Origin of the sequence: Pseudoflavonifractor sp. 60 (assembly GCF_009911645.1) — a bacterium.
Lineage (GTDB): Bacteria > Bacillota > Clostridia > Oscillospirales > Oscillospiraceae > Lawsonibacter.
The window spans coordinates 21,214-45,121 of the sequence record NZ_QWKI01000115.1; the positions used below are offsets into that span (position 1 = coordinate 21,214).

The 23,908-nt window shown below is 61.3% G+C and carries 23 protein-coding genes; 19 read left to right on the plus strand and 4 right to left on the minus strand.

Translation table 11 applies throughout. The features are described from left to right. The first annotated feature begins 9 nt into the window (after window positions 1–9). From argC to D1646_RS12910, 10 genes are all read left to right on the plus strand, one after another. A complete protein-coding gene (gene argC, locus D1646_RS12870; RefSeq protein WP_160636834.1) occupies window positions 10–951 on the plus strand; it encodes an N-acetyl-gamma-glutamyl-phosphate reductase in 942 nt (313 codons plus the stop codon). Window positions 952–1,321: 370 nt separating this feature from the next. After that, entirely contained in the window at window positions 1,322–2,542 is a 1,221-nt protein-coding gene (gene argJ, locus D1646_RS12875) for a bifunctional ornithine acetyltransferase/N-acetylglutamate synthase (protein WP_160636853.1), read from the plus strand. A 17-nt stretch (window positions 2,543–2,559) separates the two neighbouring features. Continuing rightward, window positions 2,560–2,904 (plus strand): hypothetical protein, encoded by a 345-nt coding sequence (locus D1646_RS12880; protein WP_160636835.1) that lies wholly within the window; start codon window positions 2,560–2,562, stop codon window positions 2,902–2,904. Window positions 2,905–2,919: 15 nt separating this feature from the next. Beyond that, window positions 2,920–3,777: an acetylglutamate kinase gene (gene argB, locus D1646_RS12885; protein ID WP_160636836.1), complete on the plus strand. Its 858-nt coding sequence runs from the start codon at window positions 2,920–2,922 to the stop codon at window positions 3,775–3,777. 14 nt (window positions 3,778–3,791) lie between these two features. Further along, window positions 3,792–4,391: an aminotransferase class III-fold pyridoxal phosphate-dependent enzyme gene (locus D1646_RS23985; RefSeq protein WP_347565206.1), complete on the plus strand. Its 600-nt coding sequence runs from the start codon at window positions 3,792–3,794 to the stop codon at window positions 4,389–4,391. 41 nt (window positions 4,392–4,432) lie between these two features. Beyond that, entirely contained in the window at window positions 4,433–5,050 is a 618-nt protein-coding gene (locus D1646_RS23990) for an aminotransferase class III-fold pyridoxal phosphate-dependent enzyme (RefSeq protein WP_347565207.1), read from the plus strand. Window positions 5,051–5,083: 33 nt separating this feature from the next. Next, on the plus strand, window positions 5,084–5,998 hold the full coding sequence (gene argF, locus D1646_RS12895) for an ornithine carbamoyltransferase (protein ID WP_160636837.1): 915 nt from the start codon (window positions 5,084–5,086) through the stop codon (window positions 5,996–5,998). A 232-nt stretch (window positions 5,999–6,230) separates the two neighbouring features. Further along, window positions 6,231–8,720, plus strand: a complete 2,490-nt coding sequence (locus tag D1646_RS12900; protein ID WP_160636838.1) for a UvrD-helicase domain-containing protein — start codon at window positions 6,231–6,233, stop codon at window positions 8,718–8,720. Window positions 8,721–8,752: 32 nt separating this feature from the next. Further along, on the plus strand, window positions 8,753–8,959 hold the full coding sequence (locus tag D1646_RS12905; RefSeq protein ID WP_160636839.1) for a DUF896 domain-containing protein: 207 nt from the start codon (window positions 8,753–8,755) through the stop codon (window positions 8,957–8,959). Between the two features lie 126 nt (window positions 8,960–9,085). Beyond that, the gene (locus D1646_RS12910; protein ID WP_160636840.1) at window positions 9,086–9,949 is read left to right on the plus strand and encodes a DegV family protein; all 864 of its coding nucleotides are present in this window, start codon (window positions 9,086–9,088) and stop codon (window positions 9,947–9,949) included. A 54-nt stretch (window positions 9,950–10,003) separates the two neighbouring features. Here the strand turns inward: D1646_RS12910 and D1646_RS12915 are convergent, their stop codons facing one another. The 3 genes from D1646_RS12915 to D1646_RS12925 are packed head-to-tail and all read right to left on the minus strand — an operon-like array spanning window position 10,004 to window position 14,454. After that, window positions 10,004–10,357, minus strand: coding sequence for an Hpt domain-containing protein (locus D1646_RS12915; RefSeq protein ID WP_160636841.1), 354 nt, complete (start codon window positions 10,355–10,357; stop codon window positions 10,004–10,006). Then, a complete protein-coding gene (locus tag D1646_RS12920) occupies window positions 10,354–11,892 on the minus strand; it encodes an HD domain-containing phosphohydrolase (RefSeq protein WP_160636842.1) in 1,539 nt (512 codons plus the stop codon). Before D1646_RS12920 ends, D1646_RS12915 begins: the two co-directional genes overlap by 4 nt. A gap of 27 nt (window positions 11,893–11,919) precedes the next feature. Continuing rightward, a complete protein-coding gene (locus tag D1646_RS12925) occupies window positions 11,920–14,454 on the minus strand; it encodes a hybrid sensor histidine kinase/response regulator (protein WP_160636843.1) in 2,535 nt (844 codons plus the stop codon). Window positions 14,455–14,687: 233 nt separating this feature from the next. On the opposite strand from D1646_RS12925, the gene asnS reads away from it, so the two are divergent. Next, window positions 14,688–16,082 carry an asparagine--tRNA ligase gene (gene asnS / locus D1646_RS12930; protein WP_160636844.1) on the plus strand — a complete coding sequence of 465 codons (1,395 nt, stop codon included), beginning with the start codon at window positions 14,688–14,690 and terminating at the stop codon, window positions 16,080–16,082. Further along, on the plus strand, window positions 16,082–16,378 hold the full coding sequence (locus D1646_RS12935) for a helix-hairpin-helix domain-containing protein (protein WP_243154161.1): 297 nt from the start codon (window positions 16,082–16,084) through the stop codon (window positions 16,376–16,378). Before asnS ends, D1646_RS12935 begins: the two co-directional genes overlap by 1 nt. Here the strand turns inward: D1646_RS12935 and D1646_RS12940 are convergent. Next, entirely contained in the window at window positions 16,365–17,294 is a 930-nt protein-coding gene (locus D1646_RS12940; RefSeq protein WP_160636845.1) for a D-2-hydroxyacid dehydrogenase, read from the minus strand. The genes D1646_RS12935 and D1646_RS12940 overlap by 14 nt on opposite strands. 192 nt (window positions 17,295–17,486) lie before the next feature. Here D1646_RS12940 and recG point away from each other — a divergent pair, with 192 nt between their 5' ends. The 7 genes from recG (at window position 17,487) to D1646_RS12975 (ending at window position 23,513) form a co-directional block, all read left to right on the plus strand. Then, window positions 17,487–19,568 carry an ATP-dependent DNA helicase RecG gene (recG, locus tag D1646_RS12945; RefSeq protein ID WP_160636846.1) on the plus strand — a complete coding sequence of 694 codons (2,082 nt, stop codon included), beginning with the start codon at window positions 17,487–17,489 and terminating at the stop codon, window positions 19,566–19,568. Between the two features lie 12 nt (window positions 19,569–19,580). After that, complete coding sequence (locus D1646_RS12950) at window positions 19,581–20,033, plus strand: GNAT family N-acetyltransferase (protein WP_347565208.1); 453 nt, start codon at window positions 19,581–19,583, stop codon at window positions 20,031–20,033. A 74-nt stretch (window positions 20,034–20,107) separates the two neighbouring features. Continuing rightward, complete coding sequence (locus tag D1646_RS12955) at window positions 20,108–20,482, plus strand: C-GCAxxG-C-C family protein (RefSeq protein WP_160636847.1); 375 nt, start codon at window positions 20,108–20,110, stop codon at window positions 20,480–20,482. Between the two features lie 323 nt (window positions 20,483–20,805). After that, window positions 20,806–21,849 carry an A/G-specific adenine glycosylase gene (gene mutY, locus D1646_RS12960; protein WP_160636848.1) on the plus strand — a complete coding sequence of 348 codons (1,044 nt, stop codon included), beginning with the start codon at window positions 20,806–20,808 and terminating at the stop codon, window positions 21,847–21,849. Window positions 21,850–21,862: 13 nt separating this feature from the next. Further along, window positions 21,863–22,327 carry a GNAT family N-acetyltransferase gene (locus tag D1646_RS12965; RefSeq protein WP_160636849.1) on the plus strand — a complete coding sequence of 155 codons (465 nt, stop codon included), beginning with the start codon at window positions 21,863–21,865 and terminating at the stop codon, window positions 22,325–22,327. Beyond that, window positions 22,324–23,202 carry a 4Fe-4S cluster-binding domain-containing protein gene (locus D1646_RS12970; RefSeq protein WP_160636850.1) on the plus strand — a complete coding sequence of 293 codons (879 nt, stop codon included), beginning with the start codon at window positions 22,324–22,326 and terminating at the stop codon, window positions 23,200–23,202. Before D1646_RS12965 ends, D1646_RS12970 begins: the two co-directional genes overlap by 4 nt. 11 nt (window positions 23,203–23,213) lie before the next feature. Beyond that, window positions 23,214–23,513 carry a hypothetical protein gene (locus D1646_RS12975; RefSeq protein ID WP_160636851.1) on the plus strand — a complete coding sequence of 100 codons (300 nt, stop codon included), beginning with the start codon at window positions 23,214–23,216 and terminating at the stop codon, window positions 23,511–23,513. The last annotated feature ends 395 nt before the right edge of the window (window positions 23,514–23,908 follow it).

A 23,908-nucleotide genomic window follows, 5' to 3' on the forward strand; every position in this document is an offset into this window, starting at 1 on the left:
GACGACGACGTGAGCAAACCCAACATCTACATCGACGGCAAGGAGGGCACCACCGGCCTCCAGATTTACGACCGGCTGGCCGCCCGGGAGGATATCCAGCTGCTCCTCATTGACGAGGACAAGCGCAAGGACCCCGCTGAGCGCAAAAAGCTGCTCAACGCCGCCGACCTTGTGTTTCTCTGCCTGCCCGACGCCGCCGCCGTGGAGGCGGTGTCCCTCATTGACAACGACAGGACCCGGGTCATCGACTGCTCCACCGCCCACCGGGTTGCCCCGGGCTGGGTTTACGGCTTCCCAGAGCTGGGCCGCCGGGAAAAAATCGCCGCCGCCACGCGGGTTGCCAATCCCGGCTGCTACGCCACCGGCTTCCTGGCGCTGATTCAACCCCTGGTGGAGAAGGGGATCCTCCCCGCCAGCGCCAAATTGACCTGCCACGCCCTGTCCGGCTATACCGGCGGCGGCAAGAAGTCCATCGCCGAGTATGAGGCCCCGGACCGCCAGGCGGAGCTGGAGAGCCCCCGCCACTACGGTGTCGGCCTAGCCCATAAGCACCTGCCCGAGATGGGGGCGGTGGCCGGCCTGGACTGTCCGCCCATCTTCATGCCCATGATCTGCGACTTCCCCCAGGGCATGGTGGTCACCGTCCCCCTGTGGCTGGACCAGCTGAAGGGGACCCAGTCCATCCAAACCATGCGGGCGCTCTACGACGGCTATTACGCCGGCAGCCCCGTGGTCCAGCTGCGGCCCGCCGATGCTCCCACCTGCGGCTTCATTGGCTCCAACAATCTGGCCGGAAAGGATATCCTCCAGATTTTCGTCAACGGAAACGACAAGGCCGTCATGCTCTCCGCCCGCCTGGATAACCTGGGCAAGGGGGCCTCGGGCGCGGCGGTGCAGAACATGAACATCATGCTGGGCTTCGATGAGACTGCCGGTCTTGCGCTGGAATGAGCCTCCTGTTTGCCCTCGCCGGGCGGGCGTTCTTTTCTTGTAAGACTGTAACGACACTTGCTTTTGCGAAGCAAAAGCTTAGTGGAGTACGTCCCCGAAGGGGAAAAGAACCAAAAGAACTTTTGCGCAAAACTTCGTTTTGCTTACTGGCTTCTAGCGCAAATTTTGCTTAATATATTCATTTCTTCCCTCTTGGGAAGAAATGAATATAACATCATTATCATAAAAGGTATTCTGTCAGGATTCGGAAACTTCGCAGGCGGGCGCAGGGAAAAAACGGAGCTTGCGGAGTTTTTTCCAAAAGTTTTTTCTTTTGCTTCTTTTCTTTTTTTCAAAAAAGAAAAGAAGAGAAAAGGAGTTAAAGAGTATGGTGAAAGAAATTCAAGGCGGCGTGTGTGCCGCGAAGGGCTTCCGGGCGTCGGGCATTCGCTGCGGCGTGCAGGCGGACGCCAGCCCGGACAAGCTGGATTTGGCGCTGATCCTCTCGGAACGGGAGTGCGCCGCGGCGGCGGTATACACGCTGAACCGGGTCAAGGCGGCCTCCATCTACGTGTCCATGGACCATCTGGAGAACGGGGTTGCCTGGGGCATTGTGGCCAACAGCGGCAACGCCAACGCCTGCTGCCCCATGAGCCACGAGAATGCCGAGGCTATGTGCAGCTTTGCCGCCAAGGCCACCGGGCGGGAGCCGGAGGACTTTGCGGTGGCCTCCAGCGGCGTCATCGGCCAGACCATCAACATCCAGGCCATTCAGACCGGGATGCCCAAGGCGGCGGCGGCTCTGTCCGGGGCGGGCTCCTCCGACGCGGCCCACGCCATTATGACCACCGACACGGTGCCCAAGGAGATTGCCGTCTCCTTTACCCTGGGGGGCAAGGAGGTCCGGATGGGGGCCATTGCCAAGGGGTCCGGCATGATTCACCCCAACATGGGCACGCTGCTGGCTTTCATCACCACCGACTGCGCTATCACCACCGGAATGCTGGAGGACGCCATCCGGGAGGTCTCCGCCAAGACCTTCAACCGGGTCACCATTGACGGGGACACCTCCCCCAGCGACACCGCCGTGGTGCTGGCCAACGGCATGGCGGGCAACGAGCAGATCGAGTGGAAGGACGAGGACTACAACACCTTTAAGGAGGCTCTGGCCTATGTCTGCCGCCGCCTCTCCCGGGCCATCGCGGGGGACGGCGAGGGGGCGGGCCGTCTGGTGACCTGCCAGGTGAGCAGCGCCCGCAGTGAGGAGTCCGCCGAGCGGCTGGCCAAGTCGGTGGTGGCCTCCTCTCTAGTGAAGGCCTCCATGTTCGGCGCCGACGCCAACTGGGGCCGGGTCCTGGTGGCCATGGGCTACTCCAAGGCCCCCTTCCGCCCCGAGCACGTGGACATCTCCTTTGAGTCGGAGGCGGGCTCCATCCTGGTGTGCGAGCAGGGGGACGGCCTGGCCTTTGACGAGGAGTTGGCCAAGAAGATCCTCCTGGAAAAAGAGGTGGTCATCGCCGTCAACCTGAACGAGGGGGAGGACGAGGCCGAGTGCTGGGGCTGCGACCTGACCTCTGAGTATGTCCGGTTCAACGGGGACTACCGGACCTGAGCTTTGAGAGGAGAAAAATGTTTTCTTTGCTGACCGATTTGGGGATTGAATTGCTGCTAGAACTCCCATGGCTTGCCATATTGGGGATGACGACCTGGGTCTTTGTCCGCTGGTGTGTGAAGTGGAAGGCGGGGCGGGTCCTGTGCGGGATCGTCCTGTTGGGGCTCAGCGCCGGACTGATCTACGGTTTGCTGCGGGCCGCTGGAATGCTCCTGTATCCGGATGACAATTATATGTCCTGGAACTTCTTCGACTCCAGTTTCCGGACTGAGGGGGTTCAGCTTGCCGTCCCATGTGCGCTGGAGCTGGCGGTGGTTTTAGTTGCCGCCCGGTCCAGCATCCAGAACAAAGAGATTCAATAGACGGAGGGATATCCCATGCCTTTTACTGAAATCGACCGGGCTCACGTACTGGCGGAGGCCCTGCCCTATATTCAAAAATACGCCGGCAAGACGGTGGTGGTGAAGTACGGCGGCAACGCCATGACCTCCCAGGAGCTGCGGAAGGCCGTCATCTCCGACATTATTCTGCTGTCCCTGGTGGGCATCCGGGTTGTGGTGGTCCATGGCGGCGGGCCGGAGATCAGCGCCATGCTGAAAAAAATTGGCAAGGAGTCCAAATTTGTGGACGGCCTGCGGTACACCGACCGGGAGACCATGGAGATTGTCCAGCAGATCCTCTGCGGCCAGACCAACAAGAATCTGGTGGCGACCCTGAACAATCTGGGCGGCCGGGCCCTGGGGCTGTGCGGACTGGACGGCGGACTGTTCCAGGCCAAGCTGCTGGACGAGAAGTACGGCCTGGTGGGAGAGATCCACACCGTGGATCCCGCGCCGGTCATCGACGCGTTGAACAGCGGCTACATCCCCGTGGTGGCCACGGTGGCCCAGGGGACGGACGGCGAGACGGCCTACAACATCAACGCCGACACCGCCGCCGCCAAGCTGGCCACCGCCCTGGAGGCGGAGCGGCTGCTGTTGCTCACCGACGTGCGGGGACTGCTTCGGGACCCCAAGGACGAGTCGACCCTGATCTCTGAGCTGCATCTGTCCTCCGTCCCCGCTCTGGTGCGGGAGGGGGTCATCTCCGGGGGCATGATCCCCAAGGTGGACTGCTGTGTGGAGAGCGTCCGCTCCGGCGTCAAGTCCGCCGTCATCCTGGACGGCCGGGTTGAGCACTCTATCCTGATTGAGCTGCTGTCCGACGCGGGCATCGGCACCATGCTGACAAATTGAGGAGGAGACCCCCCATGACCTTTGAAGAAATCAAGAGTCTGGACGAGCAGTATGTGATGCACACCTACGGACGCTTCCCGGCGGCCATTGACCACGGCCAGGGGGCGACCCTGTGGGATGTGAACGGGAAGGAGTATATCGACTTTACCTCGGGGATTGGAGTCACCTCCCTGGGCCACGCCGACCAGGGCTGGCTGAAGGCGGTGACGGAGCAGGCGGGCAAGCTGGCCCATATCTCCAATCTGTTCTACACCGCCCCCTATGCTCAGGTGGCCCAAAAGCTGTGCCAGCGCACCGGTATGGCCAATGTGATGTTCGCCAACTCCGGGGCGGAGGCCAACGAGGCCATGATCAAGCTGGCCCGGAAGTGGTCCTTTGACAAGTACGGCAAGGGCCGGGGAACGGTGCTCACCCTGTACAACTCCTTCCATGGCCGCACCATCACCACTCTGGCGGCCACCGGCCAGGACAAGTTCCACAACTACTTCTTCCCCTTTACCGAGGGCTTCCGCTACGCCCAGGCCAACGACATAACCGCCCTGAAGGGGACAAGTTCCACAACTACTTCTTCCCCTTTACCGAGGGCTTCCGCTACGCCCAGGCCAACGACATAAACGCCCTGAAGGCGGTGGCCGGCCACGATGTGTGCGCCGTAATGATGGAGCTGGTCCAGGGAGAGGGGGGCGTCCTGCCCCTGGACCAGGAGTATGTATCTCAGGTGGCCCAGCTGTGCCGTCAGCGGGATTGGCTGCTGCTGGTGGACGAGGTGCAGACCGGCGTTGGACGCACTGGGACCCTGTTCGCTTTCCAGCAGTACGGCATCCAGCCCCATGTGGTCTCCTTCGCCAAGGGCATCGCCGGAGGCCTGCCCTTCGGCGGCGTGATGGCCGGAGCGGCGTGCAAGGACGTGTTCACCCCCGGGACCCACGGCACCACCTTCGGGGGCAACCCCATTGCCGCTGCCGCCGCCTGCCACGTGCTGGATCGGGTTGATGACGCCCTTCTGGCCCAGGTGAATGAGAAGGGGGCCTATCTCCGGGCTCAGGTGGAGGAGCTGGACCTGCCCTGTCTGGGCAAGACCCGGGGACTGGGTCTGATGATCGGTGTTGAGGTGAAGGGGGACCGGACCAACGGAGAGCTGGCCGCCCAGCTCATTGACAACGGTCTGCTGGTCCTCACCGCCGGACCGGGGCTGCGCTTCCTGCCCCCGCTGACCATAACCCGGGAGGAGATGGACAAGGGCCTGGCCATTTTGAAGGAGACACTGGGCTGATTTGCCCCTATCACCCGCTAAGGAGTTGTTACCATGAAAAAAGACCTGTTAAAGCTGCTGGACCTGTCCACGGAGGAGATCACCACCATCCTGAACACGGCGGACCAGCTGAAATATGAACAGAAGCACGGCATTCACCAGAAGTATCTGGAGGGCAAGACCCTGGCTATGATTTTCGAGAAGAACTCCACCCGGACTCGGGTATCCTTCGAGACGGGAATGTTCCAGCTGGGGGGCCACGCCCTGTTCCTGTCGGGCAAGGAGAGCCAGATTGGCCGGGGGGAGCCCATCCAGGACACAGCTCGGGTGCTGGGGCGCTACTGCGACGGCATTATGATCCGCACCTTCGGCCAGGACGAGGTGGAGGAGCTGGCCAAGTACGCCGGTATCCCGGTAATCAACGGCCTCACTGACTTCTGCCACCCCTGCCAGGTGCTGGCCGACCTGCTCACTGTTCGGGAGCACAAGGCGGTGCTGGAGGGGCTGAAGCTGTGCTACATCGGCGACGGCAACAACATGGCCAACTCCCTCATTGTGGGCGGTCTGAATATGGGGATGGAGGTGGCGGCGGCCTGCCCCAAGGGCTACGACCCCGACCCCAAGGTGCTGGACTTTGCCAAAAGTGACCCCGCCCACAAGTTCTCCCTGGTGCGCAACCCCAAAGAGGCCGCCGCGGGAGCCGACGTGGTGTTTACCGACGTGTGGGCCTCCATGGGAATGGAGGAGGAGAAGGCGGAACGGGAGAGGGCCTTCCAGGGCTACTGCGTGGACACAGACCTGATGGCCCTCACCAATCCCGGCTGTATGGTGCAGCACTGCCTGCCCGCCCACCGGGGGGAGGAAATTACCGCAGAGGTCTTCGAGGCCCACGCTCAGGAGATCTTTGACGAGGCGGAAAACCGGCTCCACGCCCAGAAGGCGGTTATGTATCTGCTGATGAAGGACTGATTTATGTCAGCGCCTCCCCGGTCTCGGGGAGGCGTTTTTGCGGGCTGATGATTTGGATTCCCGCGAGGCAGGGCTGTAGCGTGCCGGCGCGCCGCAATGAAACGGATTTCTGCGGTTCGGAAGGCGGGGGCGATAAGGATAGATTTTGCCGTTCCCATGGGGAGATTTTTGTGGTATGATAGGTGTGGATAAAATCTGTGTCCCAAGGGAAATAATGATAAGGAAGTAACATATGCTGGACCATGAACAGGAGCTTCGATTTTGCAGGGCCCGCCGGGGGGCCATTGCCAGGGAATTTTCTCTGCTGAACCCGGAGCAGCAGAAAGCGGTGCTGGCCACCGAGGGGCCGCTGCTGCTGCTGGCGGGGGCGGGGAGCGGCAAAACCACCGTCCTTATCCACCGCATTGCCAATCTGATGAAATATGGCCGGGGGGCGGACAGCGAGGAGGTCCCTGAGTTCATCACGTGGGAGGACCTCTCCTTTCTGGAGCGGTACGCCGGAACAGGAGAGGGGGACAAGGCCCGCCAGGAGGAGCTGTGCCGGCTGGAGCCCGCCGCCCCCTGGACCATTCTGGCCATTACCTTCACCAACAAGGCCGCCGGAGAGCTGAAGGACCGCCTGACCGCCATGCTGGGCCCCGCCGCCAACGACATCTGGGCCTCCACCTTCCACTCCGCCTGTGTACGCATCCTCCGGCGAAACATTGACAAGCTGGGCTTCTCCCCTTCCTTTACCATCTACGACACCGACGACTCCCTGCGGGTCATCAAGGACAGCCTCAAGGCGCTGGATCTGGACGAGAAGCAGTTTGCCCCCCGGACGGTGCTGGGCTACATCTCCCGGGCCAAGGACGCTATGAAGCTGGCCCCCGAGTACCTGGACGAGTGCAAAAAGTCGGGGGACTTTCACCTGGCCAAAATCGCCCAGGTGTACATGGAGTACCAAAACCGGATGTGGGAGGCCAACGCCCTGGACTTTGACGACATTATCCTCCACACCGTCCGGCTGCTGAAGGGCTTTGAGGAGGTGCGGGCCTTCTACCAACGGAAATTCCGCTATGTCCTCATTGACGAGTACCAGGACACCAACAACCTCCAGTACCTGCTGGCCTCGACCCTGGCGGGGGGCTATGAAAACTTTTGCGTGGTGGGGGACGATGACCAGTCCATCTACCGCTTTCGGGGGGCCACCATCGAAAACATCCTCTCCTTTGAGAAGCAGTACCCCACCTGCCGCACCATTCGCCTGGAGGAAAATTACCGCTCCACCGGCCACATTCTGGACGCGGCCAACGCGGTCATCCGCAACAACCAGGGCCGGAAGGGCAAGGAGCTGTGGACCAAAGCGGGGGCGGGGGCCCCTCTCCAGCTGTACACCGCCATGAACGAGACCGACGAGGGGCAGTATGTGGCCTCCAAAATTCTGGAGCAGTACGGGCAGGGCCGCAAGTGGAAGGACCACGCCGTCCTCTACCGGATGAACGCCCAGTCCAACCAGATCGAGCAGGCCTTCAAGCGCAGCGGCGTCCCCTACCGCATCATCGGCGGGACCCGCTTCTTCGACCGGGCGGAGGTGAAGGATATGCTGGCCTATCTGTCCGTCCTCAATAATCCGGAGGACGACCTGCGCCTGGCCCGCATCATCAACAATCCCCCCCGGGGCATCGGGGCCAGAACGGTGGAAATCGCCCAGGAGCTGGCCCGCCGGGAGGAGTCCTCCCTCTACGCCATCATTGACAACGCCAACCTGTACCCCGAGCTGCAAAGGGCCTCCAAAAAGCTGGGGGAGTTTACCCAGCTCATCCAGGGCCTGCACCTGCTGCTGGTGGAAAATCAGCTCTCCCTTCCCGACTTCTACGAGGAGCTGATTGCCCGCACCGGCTACGCAGTGATGCTGGAGCGCAAGAACACGGTGGAAGACCGCACCCGGCTGGAGAACGTGCGGGAGCTGCTCACCTCCATCAACGGCTATCTGGAGAATCGCCTCAACCCGGAGGAATCCCTGTCCGACGCCCTCCACGGCTTTTTGGACGAGATCGCCCTGTACACCGACATTGACAGCCACGACCCCAGTCAGGACTGTGTGGTGATGATGACTATGCACGCCGCCAAGGGACTGGAGTTCCCGGTGGTCTTCGTGGCGGGCATTGAGGAGGGTATTTTTCCCGGGATACGGGCCATCGGCGAGACGGAGGAGATGGAGGAGGAGCGGCGGCTGTGCTATGTGGCGATGACAAGGGCCAAGGAGGAGCTGTACCTCACCTGCGCCAGCCAGCGGATGCTCTTTGGCCGCACCAGCGCCAACCGTCCCTCCCGGTTTGTGGAGGAGATTCCCCCGGAGCATCTGGAGCGGTCGGGAAAGAGCTTCCTGGCCCCCTCCGGAGGGGAGGATTGGGACGGAATGCCCAGCCGCGCCTCGGGCTACGGGGGCTACCCCTCTGCCCAGCGGCCAGCCTACGGGGCGGGCAGAGCACAGCGGCCAGCCTATGGCGGGGGACGGGCCTCCGCAGGCAAGTCCTCACAGGCCCCTCCCTCCCCCAGGTCCGCCCCCGCCCTCCAGCTGACGAAGGGGGATATGGTGGACCACAAGGCTTTCGGCAGAGGGATGGTCCTCAACCTCCAGCCCATGGGCGGTGATACCCTGGCGGAGATCGCCTTTGACAATGTGGGGACCAAACGCCTGCTGCTGAAATCTGCCTCGGCCCATATGAGCAAGGTGTAAAAAAACGGCATCTGCCGTCAAAGGAGAAGAACATGGAACAGAAGAAAATTGACCGCATTAATCAGCTTGCCCGGAAGGCCAAAACGCCGGAGGGCCTCACCCCAGAGGAGCTGGACGAGCAGCGAGCCCTGCGCCAGGAGTATATTGCCGTCGTCCGCGCCAACCTGACCGCCCAGCTGGACAACACCTACATCCAGTACCCGGACGGGACCCGCAAGAAGCTGAGGCGGCAGCGCTGAAATCTTAATCATATCTTAATGGCTCCCTCGTTGACAAGGGAGCCGTTTTCTGCCATAATTATTGTGTTTTCCTTTTTCCACATTATGACACACAGGCGCAGGCCTGATGAGAATAGGAGGCCAACTATGGCACATATCAAATTTACCACCGACTCCGCTTCCGATATCCCCCCTGCAATGCGGGAGGAGCTGGGCATTCAGGTACTCCCCTTCCCCATCGCTATGGAGGACCAGGAATATCAGGATGGCTTTGATTTCACGCCGGAGGAGTTTTACGATATGCTGCTCTCGGCCCCCAAGATCCCAACCCATGCCCAGCTCAATCCCTATGTGTTTACCGAGATGTTTGAGCAGGCCTGGCAGGAGGGCTTCACCGACCTGATCCATACCTCCATCAACTCCAAGGGATCCGCCACCTGCGCCAACGCCTATCAGGCCAGAGACGACTTCTACAAGGACCATCCGGAGGCGGCGGACTCCTTCCACATCCACATTATCGATGCCCTGAACTACACCATGGGCTATGGCTGGGCGGTGGTCCAGGGGGCAAAAATGGCCGCCCAGGGGGCCGGCGCACAGGAGACGGTGGATTTTATTCAGGACTGGGTGGACCATGTGCGGGTCATCTTCTCCCCGCTGGACCTGCGCTTTGCCAAAAAATCGGGCCGGGTCTCTGCCGCCGCCGCATTTGTGGGGGAGGCTCTGGGACTGAAGCCGGTGATGACCTTCTCCGACGGGGAGTCCAAAATCCTCTCCAAGATCCGGGGGGAGAAGGCTCTGGTGGCCAAGCTGGTGGAGATGTGCAAAAATGAGCGCCGCCCCGGGACCCCCTATCTGCTGATTCAGGGCAACAACCACGAGCAGTCGGACAAGCTGCGGGAGGCCTGCCGCCAGGAGTTGGGCGAGGAAGCCGCCCTGGCCTACTGCATTGGCGGGGTCATTGCCATTAACGCCGGCCCCAACCTGATTGGCGTGATTTACCGTGTCTGATCCCTTCCCATAAAATGTAACCGGCGCCGCAAACGCGGCGCCGGTCTTTTCTTGTCACTCGCCCTGAAATTCCCGGATAGCTCCCACCGTTTTGGCGTAGTCCTCCTGCACCTTGGGAAGCAGGAGCTTCGCCAGGTCATAGTCCTTGGTCCGAAGGGCCTCGGTAATTTCATGGCTGGACTGATACAGCCTGGTAAAACTGAGATTCTGGCTGACCCCCTTCAGGGTATGCGCAGCGCGGAAAGCATCCTCCCAGCTGCCTTCATTCACCGAGTCCTCTAGTAGCTGAAACGATGGGTCGGACAAAAATTTGCCTGCAAACTTGCACACCAGCGCCTCACTATAAAGCCGGCCCAGAACCTCTTCCCAGTCGCCGCCCAGGGCTTGATAGCATTCTTGAATGGTCAATGCCGCTCCTCCTCTCGCCGCTCTTCAATCATTTTCCCTACAACTCCAGCATACTGGGGCGGCTCCTCTGCGCTCCACATAGCCTGGCACATCAGCCGTACAGGGGTCATAACGCCGTCCAGGAGGACCTCGCAGCGATACTCCACCGCAGGCTTCTCCGGTGTGGTGCTTTGCAGCCGGCGGGCCAGCTCCTGGATGTGCTCCATTCCAATCATTTTCAGGACCCGCGGGTCGTGGCAGGGGTCCACCATATCCTTCTCCAGTCCCAACCGCTGGGTGCCTGCGTGGCACAGGGTCAGTACAGAGGGATTTTTCGTACACTCAAACAAAATATCCTGGCTCGCCGACATAAAGAATCTCAGCTTGGCCCGCTCAAATTCCAGCGCCCGCAGGGTACGGTCGGTGGTGTTCAGCTCCTCATGCTGGAACACCTCCACCGCTGTGTTCTCCATAATGCGTTGGTCGCCCCGGACCACCGCATCCACGGCCATCTCCTGCTGGATAATGTCGCTGCTCTCCACCAGACACTCCAGCAGCAGGGGCTGGAAGACGCCGCACTCCCCGTTGAGGATCATGGCCAGGGCCTTCTCGTGGGAATGGGCCGGCTTATAGACCCGTTCGCTGGTCAGGGCATCGTACACATCGGCCAGCGACACCACCTGCGCGGAGATGGGGATCTCCTCCCCTACCAGACCGTCGGGATAGCCCCGACCATCGTACCGCTCGTGGTGCCAGCGGCAGATCTCACAGGCATATTTTACCAGCGGCTCGTCCTGGAAGGGGACCCCCTTCATCATCTCCGCCCCCAGCTGGGAGTGGGTCTTCATAATGGCGAACTCCTCCGCCGTAAACTTGCCCGGCTTATTGAGCACCTCGCTGGCAATACATATTTTTCCTACGTCGTGGAGGGTTGAGGCATTGCTGATTAGGTTGATGATCTCCCGGTCCAGCTTATACTTGTCTGTTTTGTGCATCAGACTTTTCAGCAGGATCTCGGTCATGGTCTGGATGTGGAGCACGTGCAGGCCGCTCTCCTCATTGCGGAACTCCACAATGTGGCTGAGGATGGAGATCATCAGGTTATTGGTCTTCTCCTTCTGATAGATCTGCTCGTTCACCATGGCCTGAAGGCGGCGCTGCTTGGCTTGCAGCATAATGGCGTTCTTGACCCGGCGGCGCACCACCATCATGTCGTAGGGGCGGCTGATAAAGTCGGAGACCCCCATGTTGTAAGCCCGCCGCATGGAGGAGTTTGTGTTCTCCGCTGTAATCATTATAACAGGAATGCTTTCAATCCAGCTGTACTGGTTCATCGCAGTAAGTACGCCAAATCCATCCAGATTGGGCATCAGAAGGTCCAGCAAAAGCAAAGATATCTCCTGCTCTTTCTGCTGAAGAACGGCCACCGCCTGTTCTCCATCCTCCACCTCGATAATATCATAGGATTCTTCCAGCATAGCGCGCAGGATATTCCGATTCATATCCGAGTCATCGGCAACCAAAATCGTAAATCGCTGCTCCCTGCTTGTGGGCATGGTTACTCAGTCCTCCTCTGCTGTATCTCAGTCCTGAGCATCGCTGCGCTCGGACATCAGTTTGGTCAATGTGCTGCACAGCAGCTCAATATTAATGGGCTTGGCCAGGTGGGCGTTCATGCCGGCCTGGGCCGTACGGCTGATATCCTCCGCAAAGGCGTTGGCGGTCAGCGCAATAATGGGAACAGTGCCGGCATCGGGCCGGTCCAGGGCGCGGATAGCCTCTGCCGATTGACAGCCGTCCATCTCCGGCATCTGCATATCCATCAGAATGGCGTCAAAATACTGGAGCTCCGAATTCCGGAAGGCCTCCAGCGCCTCCAGACCATTCTCTGCCGGCGTCACATCGGCTCCCCGCATCTTCAGCAGCTCGGTGGCGATCTCCATGTTCAGCAGATTGTCCTCCGCCAGCAAAATCCGCCGGCCGGCCAGCTGAACAACGTCCTTCGGCTTCTGCTCCTGCACAGGCGGCAGGGCTTCGCTGGCGTCGAAGGGGATGGTCACTGAGAAGGTGGTCCCCACCCCCAGAGTGCTGTCCACCACGATCTGCCCGCCCATGCGGTTGATCAGATTCTTCACAATGGGCATCCCCAGTCCGGTGCCCATAACCTCCTTGGCGCCAAAGCGCACCTCCCGCTCGTAGGGGTCGAAGAGCTTGGGCAGGAACTCCTTGGACATACCTGTACCAGTGTCTGACACCATCAGCAGATAGTTGTTCCGCTTGCCCTCGTCCATCTGCCGCAGGGTCACAGAGATCCGGTCCCCCTGCTTGGTAAACTTCATGGAGTTGGACACCAGATTGTTGATGATCTGCCCCAGCCGGACGGGGTCGCCCTTAATCAACCGGTTTTTCACGTCGATGGAAAGCTGGAAGTCCTTGCCCTGGTCCAGCGCCTGGGCCTGGAAGGGAGACAGGCAGGTTTCAATAATCTCGCGCAGGTCAAAGGGCTTGATCTCCATGGAGACATTCCCCTGCTCCAGCCGGGAGATCTCCAGGATATCATTGATAAGCGCCAGAAGCTGCTGGCTGGCGGCTCCGATCTTATTCAGGTAGCCCACCATACTCTCCTTATCGCAGCCTTCCTGAAGGGCCAGGTTGGCCATACCGATAATAATGTTCAGGGGGGTACGCATATCGTGGCTCATTACCGAGAAGAACTGCTTCTGCGACCGCTCGCTCTGCGCCGCCGCAGACAGAGCCCCCTTCAGCAGCTGCACCTGCCGCTGCTGCTCCTCCTTCTCGTCCTCCACATCCCGGAAGCAGATGACCACCTCGTTGGGTATCCTCTCCGGATTGGCCAGCATACGTACGCTGATCCAGTGATCCTCCTCTCCGAACTTCCGCAAAAACTCGCCGCCGAAGTCCCGAACATCCTGCTCCACCAGCAACCGGATATTCTCCAGGCTGAAGTTTTGCAAAAACTCTTCTGAGGTCCACTCGTCCAAGGCGGCGGCAATCACCTTCAGCAACTCTCCATAGTCGCCGGTCGTCCCGGTCATTTGTTCCCGAACATGGGGGGAGGGCTTGGTCATCTCAAAGGTGCCTGTCACAATATTGACGCGGTAGAATGCGTAGTAGATATCCCCCATCACCTGAACCGTCTCGTTGACCCGTTTGGCCGCCCGGCTCAGCTTCCGGTCCCGCAGCCACATACCGAGAGCAACGCCCAGGAACAGCACCAGACCAATGGCGTAATACACCAGAATGCTCTGGACCCCGGCCAGCAGGGTCTCGTAGGGGACGGTGAGGATGCACAGCCAGCCATTCTCGGTGTGCTGGTAGTACAGGCCACGGGTCAGCCCCTGCATCCCCATGATCTCGTTGTCTTTGCCATCCAGCTCGCCCCGGTTGACCCGGTCGAACAAATCCCTGGTGTAAACTTGGAGCTCCTCCTCCGTCGCCTCGAAGGGGATGTTGTAGTACAGCAGGGTCCCCTGGCCGTCCAGCACATAGTAAGCCCCCCCCACCGGCAGGTCCTGTATGGTGTGGTCGGCTCGGAAGTGCTCCAGGGGCACATCAATGGCGATGGCATTGTCACTTCCGGCGGCGGAGATTGCGGCGGTGACCACCATGCGTCCGTTATAGACATCACTGTCGTAGGCGTCAGTAAAGATCACCTCTCCCTCCGCCTCCATGGCCCGATGATACCAGAACTGGCTGGCGTAATCGTAGTCCCGGTCCCGTATGGCGCTGGCGGAGATAACCTGCCCGTTCAGCACGGCGCAGATATCCAGGCTGTTGGTGTCAATCAGGGTTGTGCTCTTGTTGAAGTAGTCCACCAGCCACGCCTCAAACTGGTCCGCGTCAGTCCCCTGTCTGTCCATATCCTCCAGATAAAACATGGCCATGGTCAGGATGCGGTCGTATTCGTCCATCTGGCTGTTCTCGTCGTTGGCGTAGCTGGTCACCAGGTTTTTTCCCATGATTCTGGCGTTATCCAGCAACAGCTGCTGGCTCATAAGCATACCAGCTGCGCCTATCGCCACAAACAAGGCTAGAATTACCAGTATCCGCCAGCTGCTCCACTGACGGGGCGATCCTCTTACCTTCTTGTGTTGCATATTGCTCACTCCTTGCCTGGTCAAGCTCCCGTCTGGCAAACCCATCCCTCTTCTGCTGAATGGGCAGATAGTTTTTCAAGATATAGTATAGCATATTTCGCCCCTGGTGTAAAGATACTTTGCTAAAATTCGGAGCCTCCACTTGCCAAGCGGGATAAAAGGCATTATAATAGGAAAGCCTTACCTAACACCGGGGAGGGCCAACAATTCTGCACGATTTGGAGAGGATATCTATGGAACGCACCACCATCGCCGCCATCTTTGCCGATCAGGAAAAGCTGGGCGGCCAGACCGTCACCGTAATGGGCTGGGCCCGGACCATCCGCGACATGAAAACCTTCGGTTTTATCGAGCTCAACGACGGCTCCTGCTTTAAAAACCTTCAGGTGGTCATGGACGCCAATACTCTGGCCAATTACAAGGAGATCGCCGGTCAGAATGTGGGGGCCGCCCTCGCCGTTCGGGGCGAGGTGGTGCTCACCCCCCAGGCCAAGCAGCCCCTGGAGATCAAGGCCGCCTCCATCGACGTGGAGGGACCCTCCACCCCCGACTACCCCCTGCAAAAAAAGCGCCACAGCGTGGAGTATCTGCGCTCCATCCAGCACCTGCGCCCCCGGACCAACCTGTTCTCCGCCGCTTTCCGGGTGCGCTCCGTGGCCGCCCACGCAGTCCACTGCTTCTTCCAGGACCGGGGCTTTGTCTACGTCCACACCCCTATTATCACCGGCAGCGACTGCGAGGGGGCCGGCGAGATGTTCCAGGTGACCACCCTGGACCTGAACAATCCCCCCCACACCCCCGACGGCCAGATCGACTACTCCAAGGACTTCTTCGGCAAGCAGACCAGCCTCACCGTCTCCGGCCAGCTCAACGCCGAGAACTTCGCTATGGCCTTCGGCAATGTGTACACCTTCGGCCCCACCTTCCGGGCGGAGAACTCCAACACCCAGCGCCACGCCGCCGAGTTCTGGATGATCGAGCCCGAGATGGCCTTCGCCGACCTCCCCGACTATATGGACACCGCCGAGGCCATGATTAAGCACATCATAAAAACCGTGCTGGAGCGCTGCCCCGACGAGATCAGCTTCTTCAACTCCTTTGTGGACAAGGGCCTGAAGGAGCGGCTGGAGCACGTGGCCTCCTCCGACTTCGCCCGGGTCAGCTACACCGAGGCGGTGGAGATTTTGAAGAAGAACAACGACAAGTTCGACTTTAAGGTGGAGTGGGGCTGTGACCTCCAGACCGAGCACGAGCGCTACCTCACCGAGCAAGTGTACCAGCGCCCGGTGTTCGTCACCGACTACCCCAAGGAAATCAAGGCCTTCTATATGCGCCTCAACGACGACGGGAAAACCGTGGCCGCCGCCGACTGCCTGGTCCCCGGTATCGGGGAGATCATCGGCGGCTCCCAGCGCGAGGAGCGGCTTGACCTGCTGGAGGGGCGGATCAGGGAGCTGGGCATGAATCCGGAGGATTACTGGTGGTACTGCGACCTGCGCCGCTACGGCTCCTGCCGCCACGCCGGCTACGGCCTGGGCTTTGAGCGGATGGTGATGTACCTCACCGGCATCAACAATATCCGGGACGTGGAGCTCCACCCCCGCACCGTGGGCAACGCAGAGTTCTGATGAAGTCCGAATTGGAGAAAATCCCAGGCGTGGGCCCCAATATGGCAAAGCACCTGGAGGCCATAGGCTGTTCCACCCTGGACTCCCTGAAGGGGCAGGACCCGGAGAAGCTCTACCGGCGGGACTGTCTGGCCCAGGGCTGCCAGGTGGACCGGTGCGCGCTGTATGTGTACCGGCTGGCGGTGTATTACGCGGAGCACGGAGACTGTCCCCCGGACAGTGCGGAACTGGTGGGATTGGAAGGATTAAAGCGGTTCCCCGGCGGATGTCGGGGAACCATTTTTATACCCGGTTGACCAGCTCTTCCCCGGCCAGATAGCGGCGCAGGTTCTCCTGGGCCAGCTCCACGCACTTGCGCCGGGTGATCTCCAGCCGCATCCCCCCGGCCACATGGGGGGTGAGGAGCAGGCGGGGGGTGTCCCACAGGGGGCTGTCCGGGGGGAGGGGCTCCGGGTCGGTGACGTCCAGGGCGGCCCCCCACAGCTTGCCTGCCCCCATGGCCTCCGCCAGGGCATTCTGATCCAGCACCGTCCCTCGGCCCGCGCTGATGAGGATGGCGTCCTCCTTCATCAGGGCGATCCGCCGGGCGTCCATCAGCCCCGCCGTCTCCGGGGAGTGGGGCAGCACCAGAGCCACCACGTCGGCCTGGGGCAGCAGCTCATCCAGCCGGTCCATCGGGTAGACCTCATCAAAGCCCTCCGCCGGGCCCCGTACCGTCCGCTTCAGCCCCACGGTCCTGGCCCCCAGCCCTTGGCACAGTTTGGCGAAGTCGCTCCCCACGTGGCCCGCCCCTGCTACCAGCACGGTCCCGCCCATAATGGTCTTCATGGGGCCCTCGTCCTTCCACTGGCGGACCCGCTGGCTGTCCTGATAGGCGGGCAGACGGCGGCAGAGAGCCAGCAGGCAGGTGAGCATATGCTCGGCCACGCTGCGGCTGTTGGACCCGCTGGAGGAGGTGAACAGGACCCCCTCCGGCAGCATCCCGGCGTACTCGTCGGCCCCCGCCCACATGGTCTGGAACCACTTTAAATGGGCGGCCTCTTTCATCTTCTCCGGCCTGGGCCAGCCGAAGATCACCGTGGCGGCGGCCAGCTGCTCCGGCGTGACGGTGCTGCTGCGGGCGAAGACGTGGACGGCATCGGGGGCAATGGCCTTAAACTCCTCCCGCTCCCCCTCCTTCAGCGGAAGAAGATTTAAAATGTATTCAGACATGGGCGTTTCTCCTTTACGGATGTTTTCTCCATTATAGCGGCTCCCGCCTTTTCTGGCAAGGACATTCTTCGCCTTTACTCCGCCAATCCCGGCGCTCCTCCGGGAGCACCAGAATCTATCTCTTTTCGCCTTTACTCAGCCCAAAAGCTGTGGTAAAATAGAGGAACTACGCACTGAAGGGAGGCCGCCCCCATGTCTGTCACCAGAGATACCCCCCTCACCAGCTTCCCCGGCGTGGGGGAGGCCCGGGCTAAAAAGCTGGAGAAGCTGGGGCTGACTGCCGCCGGTGACCTGCTCACCTACTATCCCCGGGACTACGAGGACCGGCGAACGCTCTACTCCATTCAGGACGCCCCTCTGGAGGGCCGGGTATGCGTTGCCGCCGTCATTGCAGAGCGCCCCCGGCTGGCCGCCCTGCGCCAGGGCTTGGATCTGGTCAAGGCCAGGGCGGTGGACGACGCCGGGACCCTGGACCTCACCTTTTTCAACCAGAATTACGTGTGTCAATCCCTCCGCCCCGGAGAGGAGTATATCTTCTATGGTGCGGTGGAAAAGCGGGGCAGCCTCCACGCCATGGTCAACCCCATCTTTGAACGGGCGGGCGGGCAGAGCTTTACCGGCTGCATCATGCCCGTCTACCCCCTCACCGCCGGCATCAGCAACCACCTGCTGGCCTCCCTGGTCCGGCGGGCCCTCCCCTGCGCCGCCTCCCTGTCCGAGACTCTGCCCCAGCACATCCGCCAGGAGCACCGGCTGGCTTCCCTGGAGTTTTCCATCAAAAACATACACTTTCCCGAACATGAGGAGGCCCTGGACCTGGCCAAGCGGCGGCTCACCTTCGAGGAACTGTTTTACCTGTCGGTGGGCCTCAGTTTTCTGCGGGACCGCCGGGACCGGGCGGGCGGCGGACTGGTGATCCGGCCCCAGGACAAGGAAGCATTCCTCTCCCTCCTCCCCTTCGCTCCCACCCAGGCCCAGAGCCGGGTCATGGACGAGGTGGCCGCCGACCTGTCCAGCGGAAGGCCCATGAACCGGCTGGTCCAGGGGGACGTGGGCTCCGGCAAAACCGCCGTGGCCGCCTGCGCCGGCTGGCTGTGCGCCGCCTCCGGCTTCCAAACCGCCCTGATGGCCCCCACCGAGGTACTGGCGGAGCAGCACTTTCGCTCCCTGTCCCAGCTGCTGGCTCCGGCGGGGGTGCGGGTGGGACTGCTCACCGGGGCGCTGACCGCCGCCGAGAAAAGAAAGACCCACGCCGCCCTGGCCGCAGGGGAGATCGACTTGATCGTGGGCACCCACGCCCTCATCTCCGCCGGGGTCAAGTTCTCCCGGCTGGCCCTCATTGTGGCCGACGAGCAGCACCGCTTCGGCGTGGCCCAGCGGGCGGCTCTGGCGGCCAAAAGCGGAGAGGATGTGACCCCCCACGTGCTGGTCATGTCCGCGACCCCTATCCCCCGGACCCTGGCCCTTATCATCTACGGGGACCTGGACGTGTCAGTCATCGACCAGCTCCCCCCGGGGCGGACCCCCATCTCCACCTATGTGGTGCGGGAGGACAAGCGTCAGCGGATGTACAACTTTGTCCGGGAACAGGTGGGCCAGGGACGGCAGGTGTATATCATCTGTCCCGCCGTGGGGGAGGACCCGGAAGCAGGGGAGGCCTCCGCTGCCACAGAGCTGAAGGCGGTAAAGAGCTACACCGAGAAGCTGCAAAGGGAGGTCTTCCCGGAGCTGACTGTGGGTCTGCTCCACGGCAAAATGCGCCCCAAGGAAAAGGAGGCCGCCATGTCCGCCTTCGTCAGGGGGGAAACCCAGGTGCTGGTGTCCACCACAGTGGTGGAGGTGGGGGTGGACGTGCCCAACGCCTCCCTTATCATCATTGAGAACGCCGACCGCTTTGGCCTCAGCCAGCTTCACCAGCTCCGGGGCCGGGTGGGCCGGGGAAAGCACCCCTCCCACTGCGTCCTCATCACTTCGACCCGCAGTCTGGAGGCCATGCAGCGGCTGCGGACCCTGGCCTCCACCACCGACGGCTTTAAAATTTCCGAGGAGGATCTGAAGGCCAGGGGACCGGGGGACTTCTTCGGCAACCGCCAGCACGGCCTGCCCCAGATGAAGCTGGCCGACCTGGCGGGGGATATGCGCCTGCTCAGCGAGACTCAGGAGGCCGCCCGGTCCCTTCTGGCCGGCGACCCTCAGCTGGCCCTGCCGGAAAACCAGCCCGTGCTGGAGCGGGTGCGCCGGCTCTTTGCCGACACCCCCGACATTTTTAACTAGGAGGAGAACAGCGTGCTCACCTTTCGTGATATTCTGCCGGAGGACCGGGAGCTGGTCCTGCCCATGGTAAACGACTTCTACCACAGCGACGCGGTGGACCACCCGGTGGACCCCGCCATTCTGGAGCGCTCCTTTCTGGACGCCGCCGACCCCGCCCAGCCCCTGCTCAGGGGACTGCTCATCCAGCAGGATGGAATGGAGGCCGGATATCTGTATATCACCCAGTGCTACTCCGCCGAGGTGGGGGGCTTATGCGTCTTTATTGAGGAAATTTATCTCAAGCCGGAGTTCCGGGGTCAGGGGCTGGGGAACCAGATCATGGCCTGGCTGGAGGGGGCCTACCCCGCCGCCCGCCGCTTCCGGCTGGAGGTGACCCAGGCCAATCAGACCGCCGTCCGCCTGTATCAAAGGGCAGGCTACCAGTTCCTCCACTACGACCAAATGGTGCTGGACAAGGTAAACTAGCCCTTCTCACCCCGCCTGCTGAAAGGAGGGGGAATATGTCAACGAACCGCTCAGCGGAAAAAGGAGATAAAAATATGGACCACATGGAAAAAGTCCGGGAGCTCCGGGCACGCACCGATGTACACTTCAACTGCTGTCAGGCCGTTCTGGCCACCTTTGCCCAGGACCTGGGCCTCACCGAGGAGCAGGCCTTCCGGCTGGGAGCCAACTTCGGCTCCGGGATGCGCTGCGGCTCAGCCTGCGGGGCCCTCACCGGAGGACTGATGGTGCTGGGCATGATGGGCTGCGGCGAGGAGCAGTCCAACACCTTCCGGAACAAATTCCGTGCCGACCACGGCGACATTAACTGCGCCGTCCTGCTGAAGGCCGCCCACGAGGCGGGCATCCCCCGAAAAACCCACTGCGACGGCCTGGTCTTTGAGGTAGTGGAGGCCCTTGACGCGCTTTAAGCAAAACCCACACAGGGGCGCCCCTTAGGGCGCCCCTGTGTGGTGATCTGGAAGGATGGATGAAAAAGGAATGATGGGAGTAAAGGCTAAAAATCGCTCAATTTGCCGACAAGAGCGGCAGCCGACGCTTTGTTAAATTTTTAACCTTCCCTCTGCTCAAGACTTTACCACTCTGAAAGAAAAAATACCATCCCCAAATCCATTATATATGACATTCTTATTTTACTATGATTTTGAGCATTCCGTGATTGCCTGCGCCATTCAAAACCGGGATACAACGCCGCCTGTTCCGTTGACCATCCTCACAGAAAGGGGCCCTCTTCATGGACCAACTCCAACAGCTGCCCATCCCTCTGCTCACCTGGTACCGGGACCACGCCAGAGTCCTGCCCTGGCGCAGCGACCCGACCCCGTACCACGTGTGGGTGTCTGAAATCATGCTCCAGCAGACCCGGGTTGCGGCGGTGCTGGACTACTACCGGCGCTTTCTGGAGGCCGCCCCCGCCGTGTCCCACCTGGCCGCCCTGCCCCAGGACCAGCTGATGAAACTGTGGCAGGGGCTGGGCTACTACAGCCGGGCCAGAAACCTTCAAAAAGCGGCAGCCCAAATCATGGAGCGTCACGGCGGGGTATTCCCAAATACTTATGAGGAGATCCGCGCCCTGGCTGGCGTGGGGGACTACACCGCCGGGGCCATCGCCTCCATTGCCTTCGGCCTGCCCGTACCGGCGGTGGACGGAAACGTGCTCCGGGTCATCGCCCGGGTCACCGGAGACAGCGGGGATATTGCCTCCTCCCCCATGAAACAGAAGGTGACCCGTGCCTTGGCCGAGGTCATCCCCCTGGAGACCCCGGGGGACTTCAATCAGGCCCTGATGGAGCTGGGGGCCACCGTCTGCCTGCCCAACGGGGCCCCGCTATGCGAGAAGTGCCCGGCGGCCCACCTGTGCCGCGCCTTCCAGGAGGGCCGCACCGGGGAGCTGCCCGTCAAGGCCGCCAAGAAGGCCCGGCGCGTGGAGGAGCGCAGGGTGTACCTGCTCTTTTACGGGGACCATGTGGCCCTCCGCCGCCGCCCGGACCGGGGCCTGCTGGCGGGGCTGTGGGAGTACCCCAACGAGCCGGCGGACGCCGAACCTCTGGAGCAGTGGGGCCTGGCCCCCGGCTCACTGGAGCGGGCCGGGACCGGGAAGCACATCTTTACCCACATCGAGTGGCACATGACCGCCCTGGCCGGTGAACTGGACTCCCCCGCGCTGCCGGAGGGCTGGGTGTGGGCGGACCGGGTGGACCTGCGGGACGTCTACGCTGTCCCCAACGCTTATCAGAGCTTCTCCCGGGCCGTGCTGGACCGGCTGGGACATTTTTAATCCGGAGGTCAGAATGAACATTGTTGAAATCACCGCAGATAAAAAGAAGTACCTCCCCCTGCTCCTGCTGGCCGACGAACAGGAGAGTATGATCGACCGCTACCTGGACCGGGGGACCATGTTCGCCCTGGAGGACGGAGCGGTCCAGGCGGTCTGCGTGGTCACCGACGAGGGGGCGGGGGTCCTGGAGCTGAAAAACATCGCCGTGGACCCCCGCTTCCAGCGCCGGGGGCTGGGCCGCGCTCTGGTGGCCTTCCTCCTGGAGCGGTACGCCGGCGCCTTCCAGACTCTGCGGGCCGGCACTGGGGACAGCCCCCTCACCATCCCCTTCTATGAGTCCTGCGGCTTTCGCCGGGCCTATGTGGTGAAAAATTTCTTCCTGGACCACTACGACAAGCCCATCTTCGAGTGCGGCCGCCAGCTCACTCACATGGTCTATCTGGAGCGGCCCATTCCCCTGGAGGTGAGCCGCCCATGATCTGCCGCCTGTGCCCCCGGACCTGTGGGGCGGAGCGCACCGAGACCGTCGGGACCGGGCACTGCCGGATGCCCAGCGCCCCCATGCTGGCCCGGGCCGCCCTCCACCACTGGGAGGAGCCCCCCATCTCCGGGACCCGAGGCTCCGGGACGGTCTTCTTCTCTGGCTGCTCCCTGGGCTGTTGCTTCTGCCAGAATGAGAAGATCAGCCACCAGGACTTCGGCAGAGCCGTCACTTTGGAGCGTCTGCGGGAAATCTGTGAGTCCCTTATCGTCCAGGGGGCCCACAACCTGAATCTGGTCAATCCAACCCACTACGCCCACCTGGCCGCCGCCCTGCTGGAGGACTGGCAGCCCCCTGTCCCCGTTGTATACAACACCGGCGGTTATGACAAGGTGGATACCCTCCGGGGGCTGGAGGGTAAAATCGACATCTACCTCCCCGATCTGAAGTACCTGGACCCACATACCGCCCAAAAATACTCCGCCGCCCCGGACTACCCGGAAATCGCCCGGGCCGCCATCCGGGAGATGGTCCGCCAAACCGGGCCCTGCCGGTTTGATGATAACGGATTGTTATTAAAGGGCACGATGATACGCCACCTCATCCTCCCCGGTCAGGTGGCCCAGGCCAAGGCGGTGATGGACTGGACAGCCCGGGAGTTCCCGCCGGGGACGGTGCGCTTCTCCCTGATGAGCCAGTACACCCCTTGGGGGGACCTGTCCGCCTGCCCGGAGCTCAACCGCCGCCTGCGCCCCGGAGAAATCCGCGCCGCCCAGGCATATATGGAAAACCTGGGGCTGGAGGGCTTTACTCAGGAGCGGACCTCCGCCCGGGAGGAGTACACCCCGCCCTTTGATTTGACGGGAATTTGAAAGGAACCGACATGAACATTTTAGACCTGGCTCAGGGCGTTAAGCTGCATGATCACGCCATTGAGGATATCGCGGTTGACTATAAAAACGGGCAGATCACAGTTCAGCTGCTGACCCCCGACTTAAAACCCCTGGAGCTTCAAATTGAAGATTTTTCAGAATTTTTCATCCAAAATCATGCTCCGTGGGGAAGGGGACATTACATATCCTGGTCCGATCTCCAGCCTATTGACGGCAATCACTATCAATTAGACCTTGAATTAAACTCGGGGGACAGAATCCGCATTGTATTTTCGGGTTCCCAGCAATAAGGGCTTGACACAGACGCATCAAACCCTTCATTGACATATTTGGAAAAATCTATCATTCTTCGGCATAAGGAAACGCCGGTTAAGGCGAAGGCGGTTTTGGCACACCTCTGTAAAGGAAGTGTGGCATGATGACTTTAACGCTCACGTTCCGCATCCGCGGATACAAAATGAAACCGCCACCCCAGCACGGTGACGGTTTCTCAGCCTTGCGTTAAGAAATTTTCCCAGTTGGGCCAAACCGCCGGCGCTTGGCGATTTCCCTATACAACGAAAGCATACCACATTTCTGTGGGTATGGCAAGCTTGTGGGACAGCTCCCTTTAATTCGTAAAGTATCTTTTGTAGGGTGGGACGACCCTAGTCTGCTGTTTTATGGCCCTGCTTCGCAGAGCTCA

Excerpts from the sequence above, each read along its gene's own strand:
- D1646_RS23990 (WP_347565207.1), top strand. The coding sequence starts at position 4,433 with ATGATGGAGCTGGTCCAGGGAGAGGGGGGCGTCCTGCCCCTGGACCAG.
- D1646_RS12970 (WP_160636850.1), top strand. The coding sequence starts at position 22,324 with ATGATCTGCCGCCTGTGCCCCCGGACCTGTGGGGCGGAGCGCACCGAG.
- asnS (WP_160636844.1), top strand. The coding sequence starts at position 14,688 with ATGGAACGCACCACCATCGCCGCCATCTTTGCCGATCAGGAAAAGCTG.
- argB (WP_160636836.1), top strand. The coding sequence starts at position 2,920 with ATGCCTTTTACTGAAATCGACCGGGCTCACGTACTGGCGGAGGCCCTG.
- D1646_RS12905 (WP_160636839.1), top strand. The coding sequence starts at position 8,753 with ATGGAACAGAAGAAAATTGACCGCATTAATCAGCTTGCCCGGAAGGCC.
- D1646_RS12900 (WP_160636838.1), top strand. The coding sequence starts at position 6,231 with ATGCTGGACCATGAACAGGAGCTTCGATTTTGCAGGGCCCGCCGGGGG.
- D1646_RS12920 (WP_160636842.1), bottom strand. The coding sequence starts at position 11,892 with ATGCCCACAAGCAGGGAGCAGCGATTTACGATTTTGGTTGCCGATGAC.
- D1646_RS12955 (WP_160636847.1), top strand. The coding sequence starts at position 20,108 with ATGGACCACATGGAAAAAGTCCGGGAGCTCCGGGCACGCACCGATGTA.
- D1646_RS12925 (WP_160636843.1), bottom strand. The coding sequence starts at position 14,454 with ATGCAACACAAGAAGGTAAGAGGATCGCCCCGTCAGTGGAGCAGCTGG.
- D1646_RS12940 (WP_160636845.1), bottom strand. The coding sequence starts at position 17,294 with ATGTCTGAATACATTTTAAATCTTCTTCCGCTGAAGGAGGGGGAGCGG.
- D1646_RS12975 (WP_160636851.1), top strand. The coding sequence starts at position 23,214 with ATGAACATTTTAGACCTGGCTCAGGGCGTTAAGCTGCATGATCACGCC.
- D1646_RS12880 (WP_160636835.1), top strand. The coding sequence starts at position 2,560 with ATGTTTTCTTTGCTGACCGATTTGGGGATTGAATTGCTGCTAGAACTC.
- D1646_RS12965 (WP_160636849.1), top strand. The coding sequence starts at position 21,863 with ATGAACATTGTTGAAATCACCGCAGATAAAAAGAAGTACCTCCCCCTG.
- D1646_RS12935 (WP_243154161.1), top strand. The coding sequence starts at position 16,082 with ATGAAGTCCGAATTGGAGAAAATCCCAGGCGTGGGCCCCAATATGGCA.
- D1646_RS12910 (WP_160636840.1), top strand. The coding sequence starts at position 9,086 with ATGGCACATATCAAATTTACCACCGACTCCGCTTCCGATATCCCCCCT.
- D1646_RS23985 (WP_347565206.1), top strand. The coding sequence starts at position 3,792 with ATGACCTTTGAAGAAATCAAGAGTCTGGACGAGCAGTATGTGATGCAC.
- recG (WP_160636846.1), top strand. The coding sequence starts at position 17,487 with ATGTCTGTCACCAGAGATACCCCCCTCACCAGCTTCCCCGGCGTGGGG.
- mutY (WP_160636848.1), top strand. The coding sequence starts at position 20,806 with ATGGACCAACTCCAACAGCTGCCCATCCCTCTGCTCACCTGGTACCGG.
- argF (WP_160636837.1), top strand. The coding sequence starts at position 5,084 with ATGAAAAAAGACCTGTTAAAGCTGCTGGACCTGTCCACGGAGGAGATC.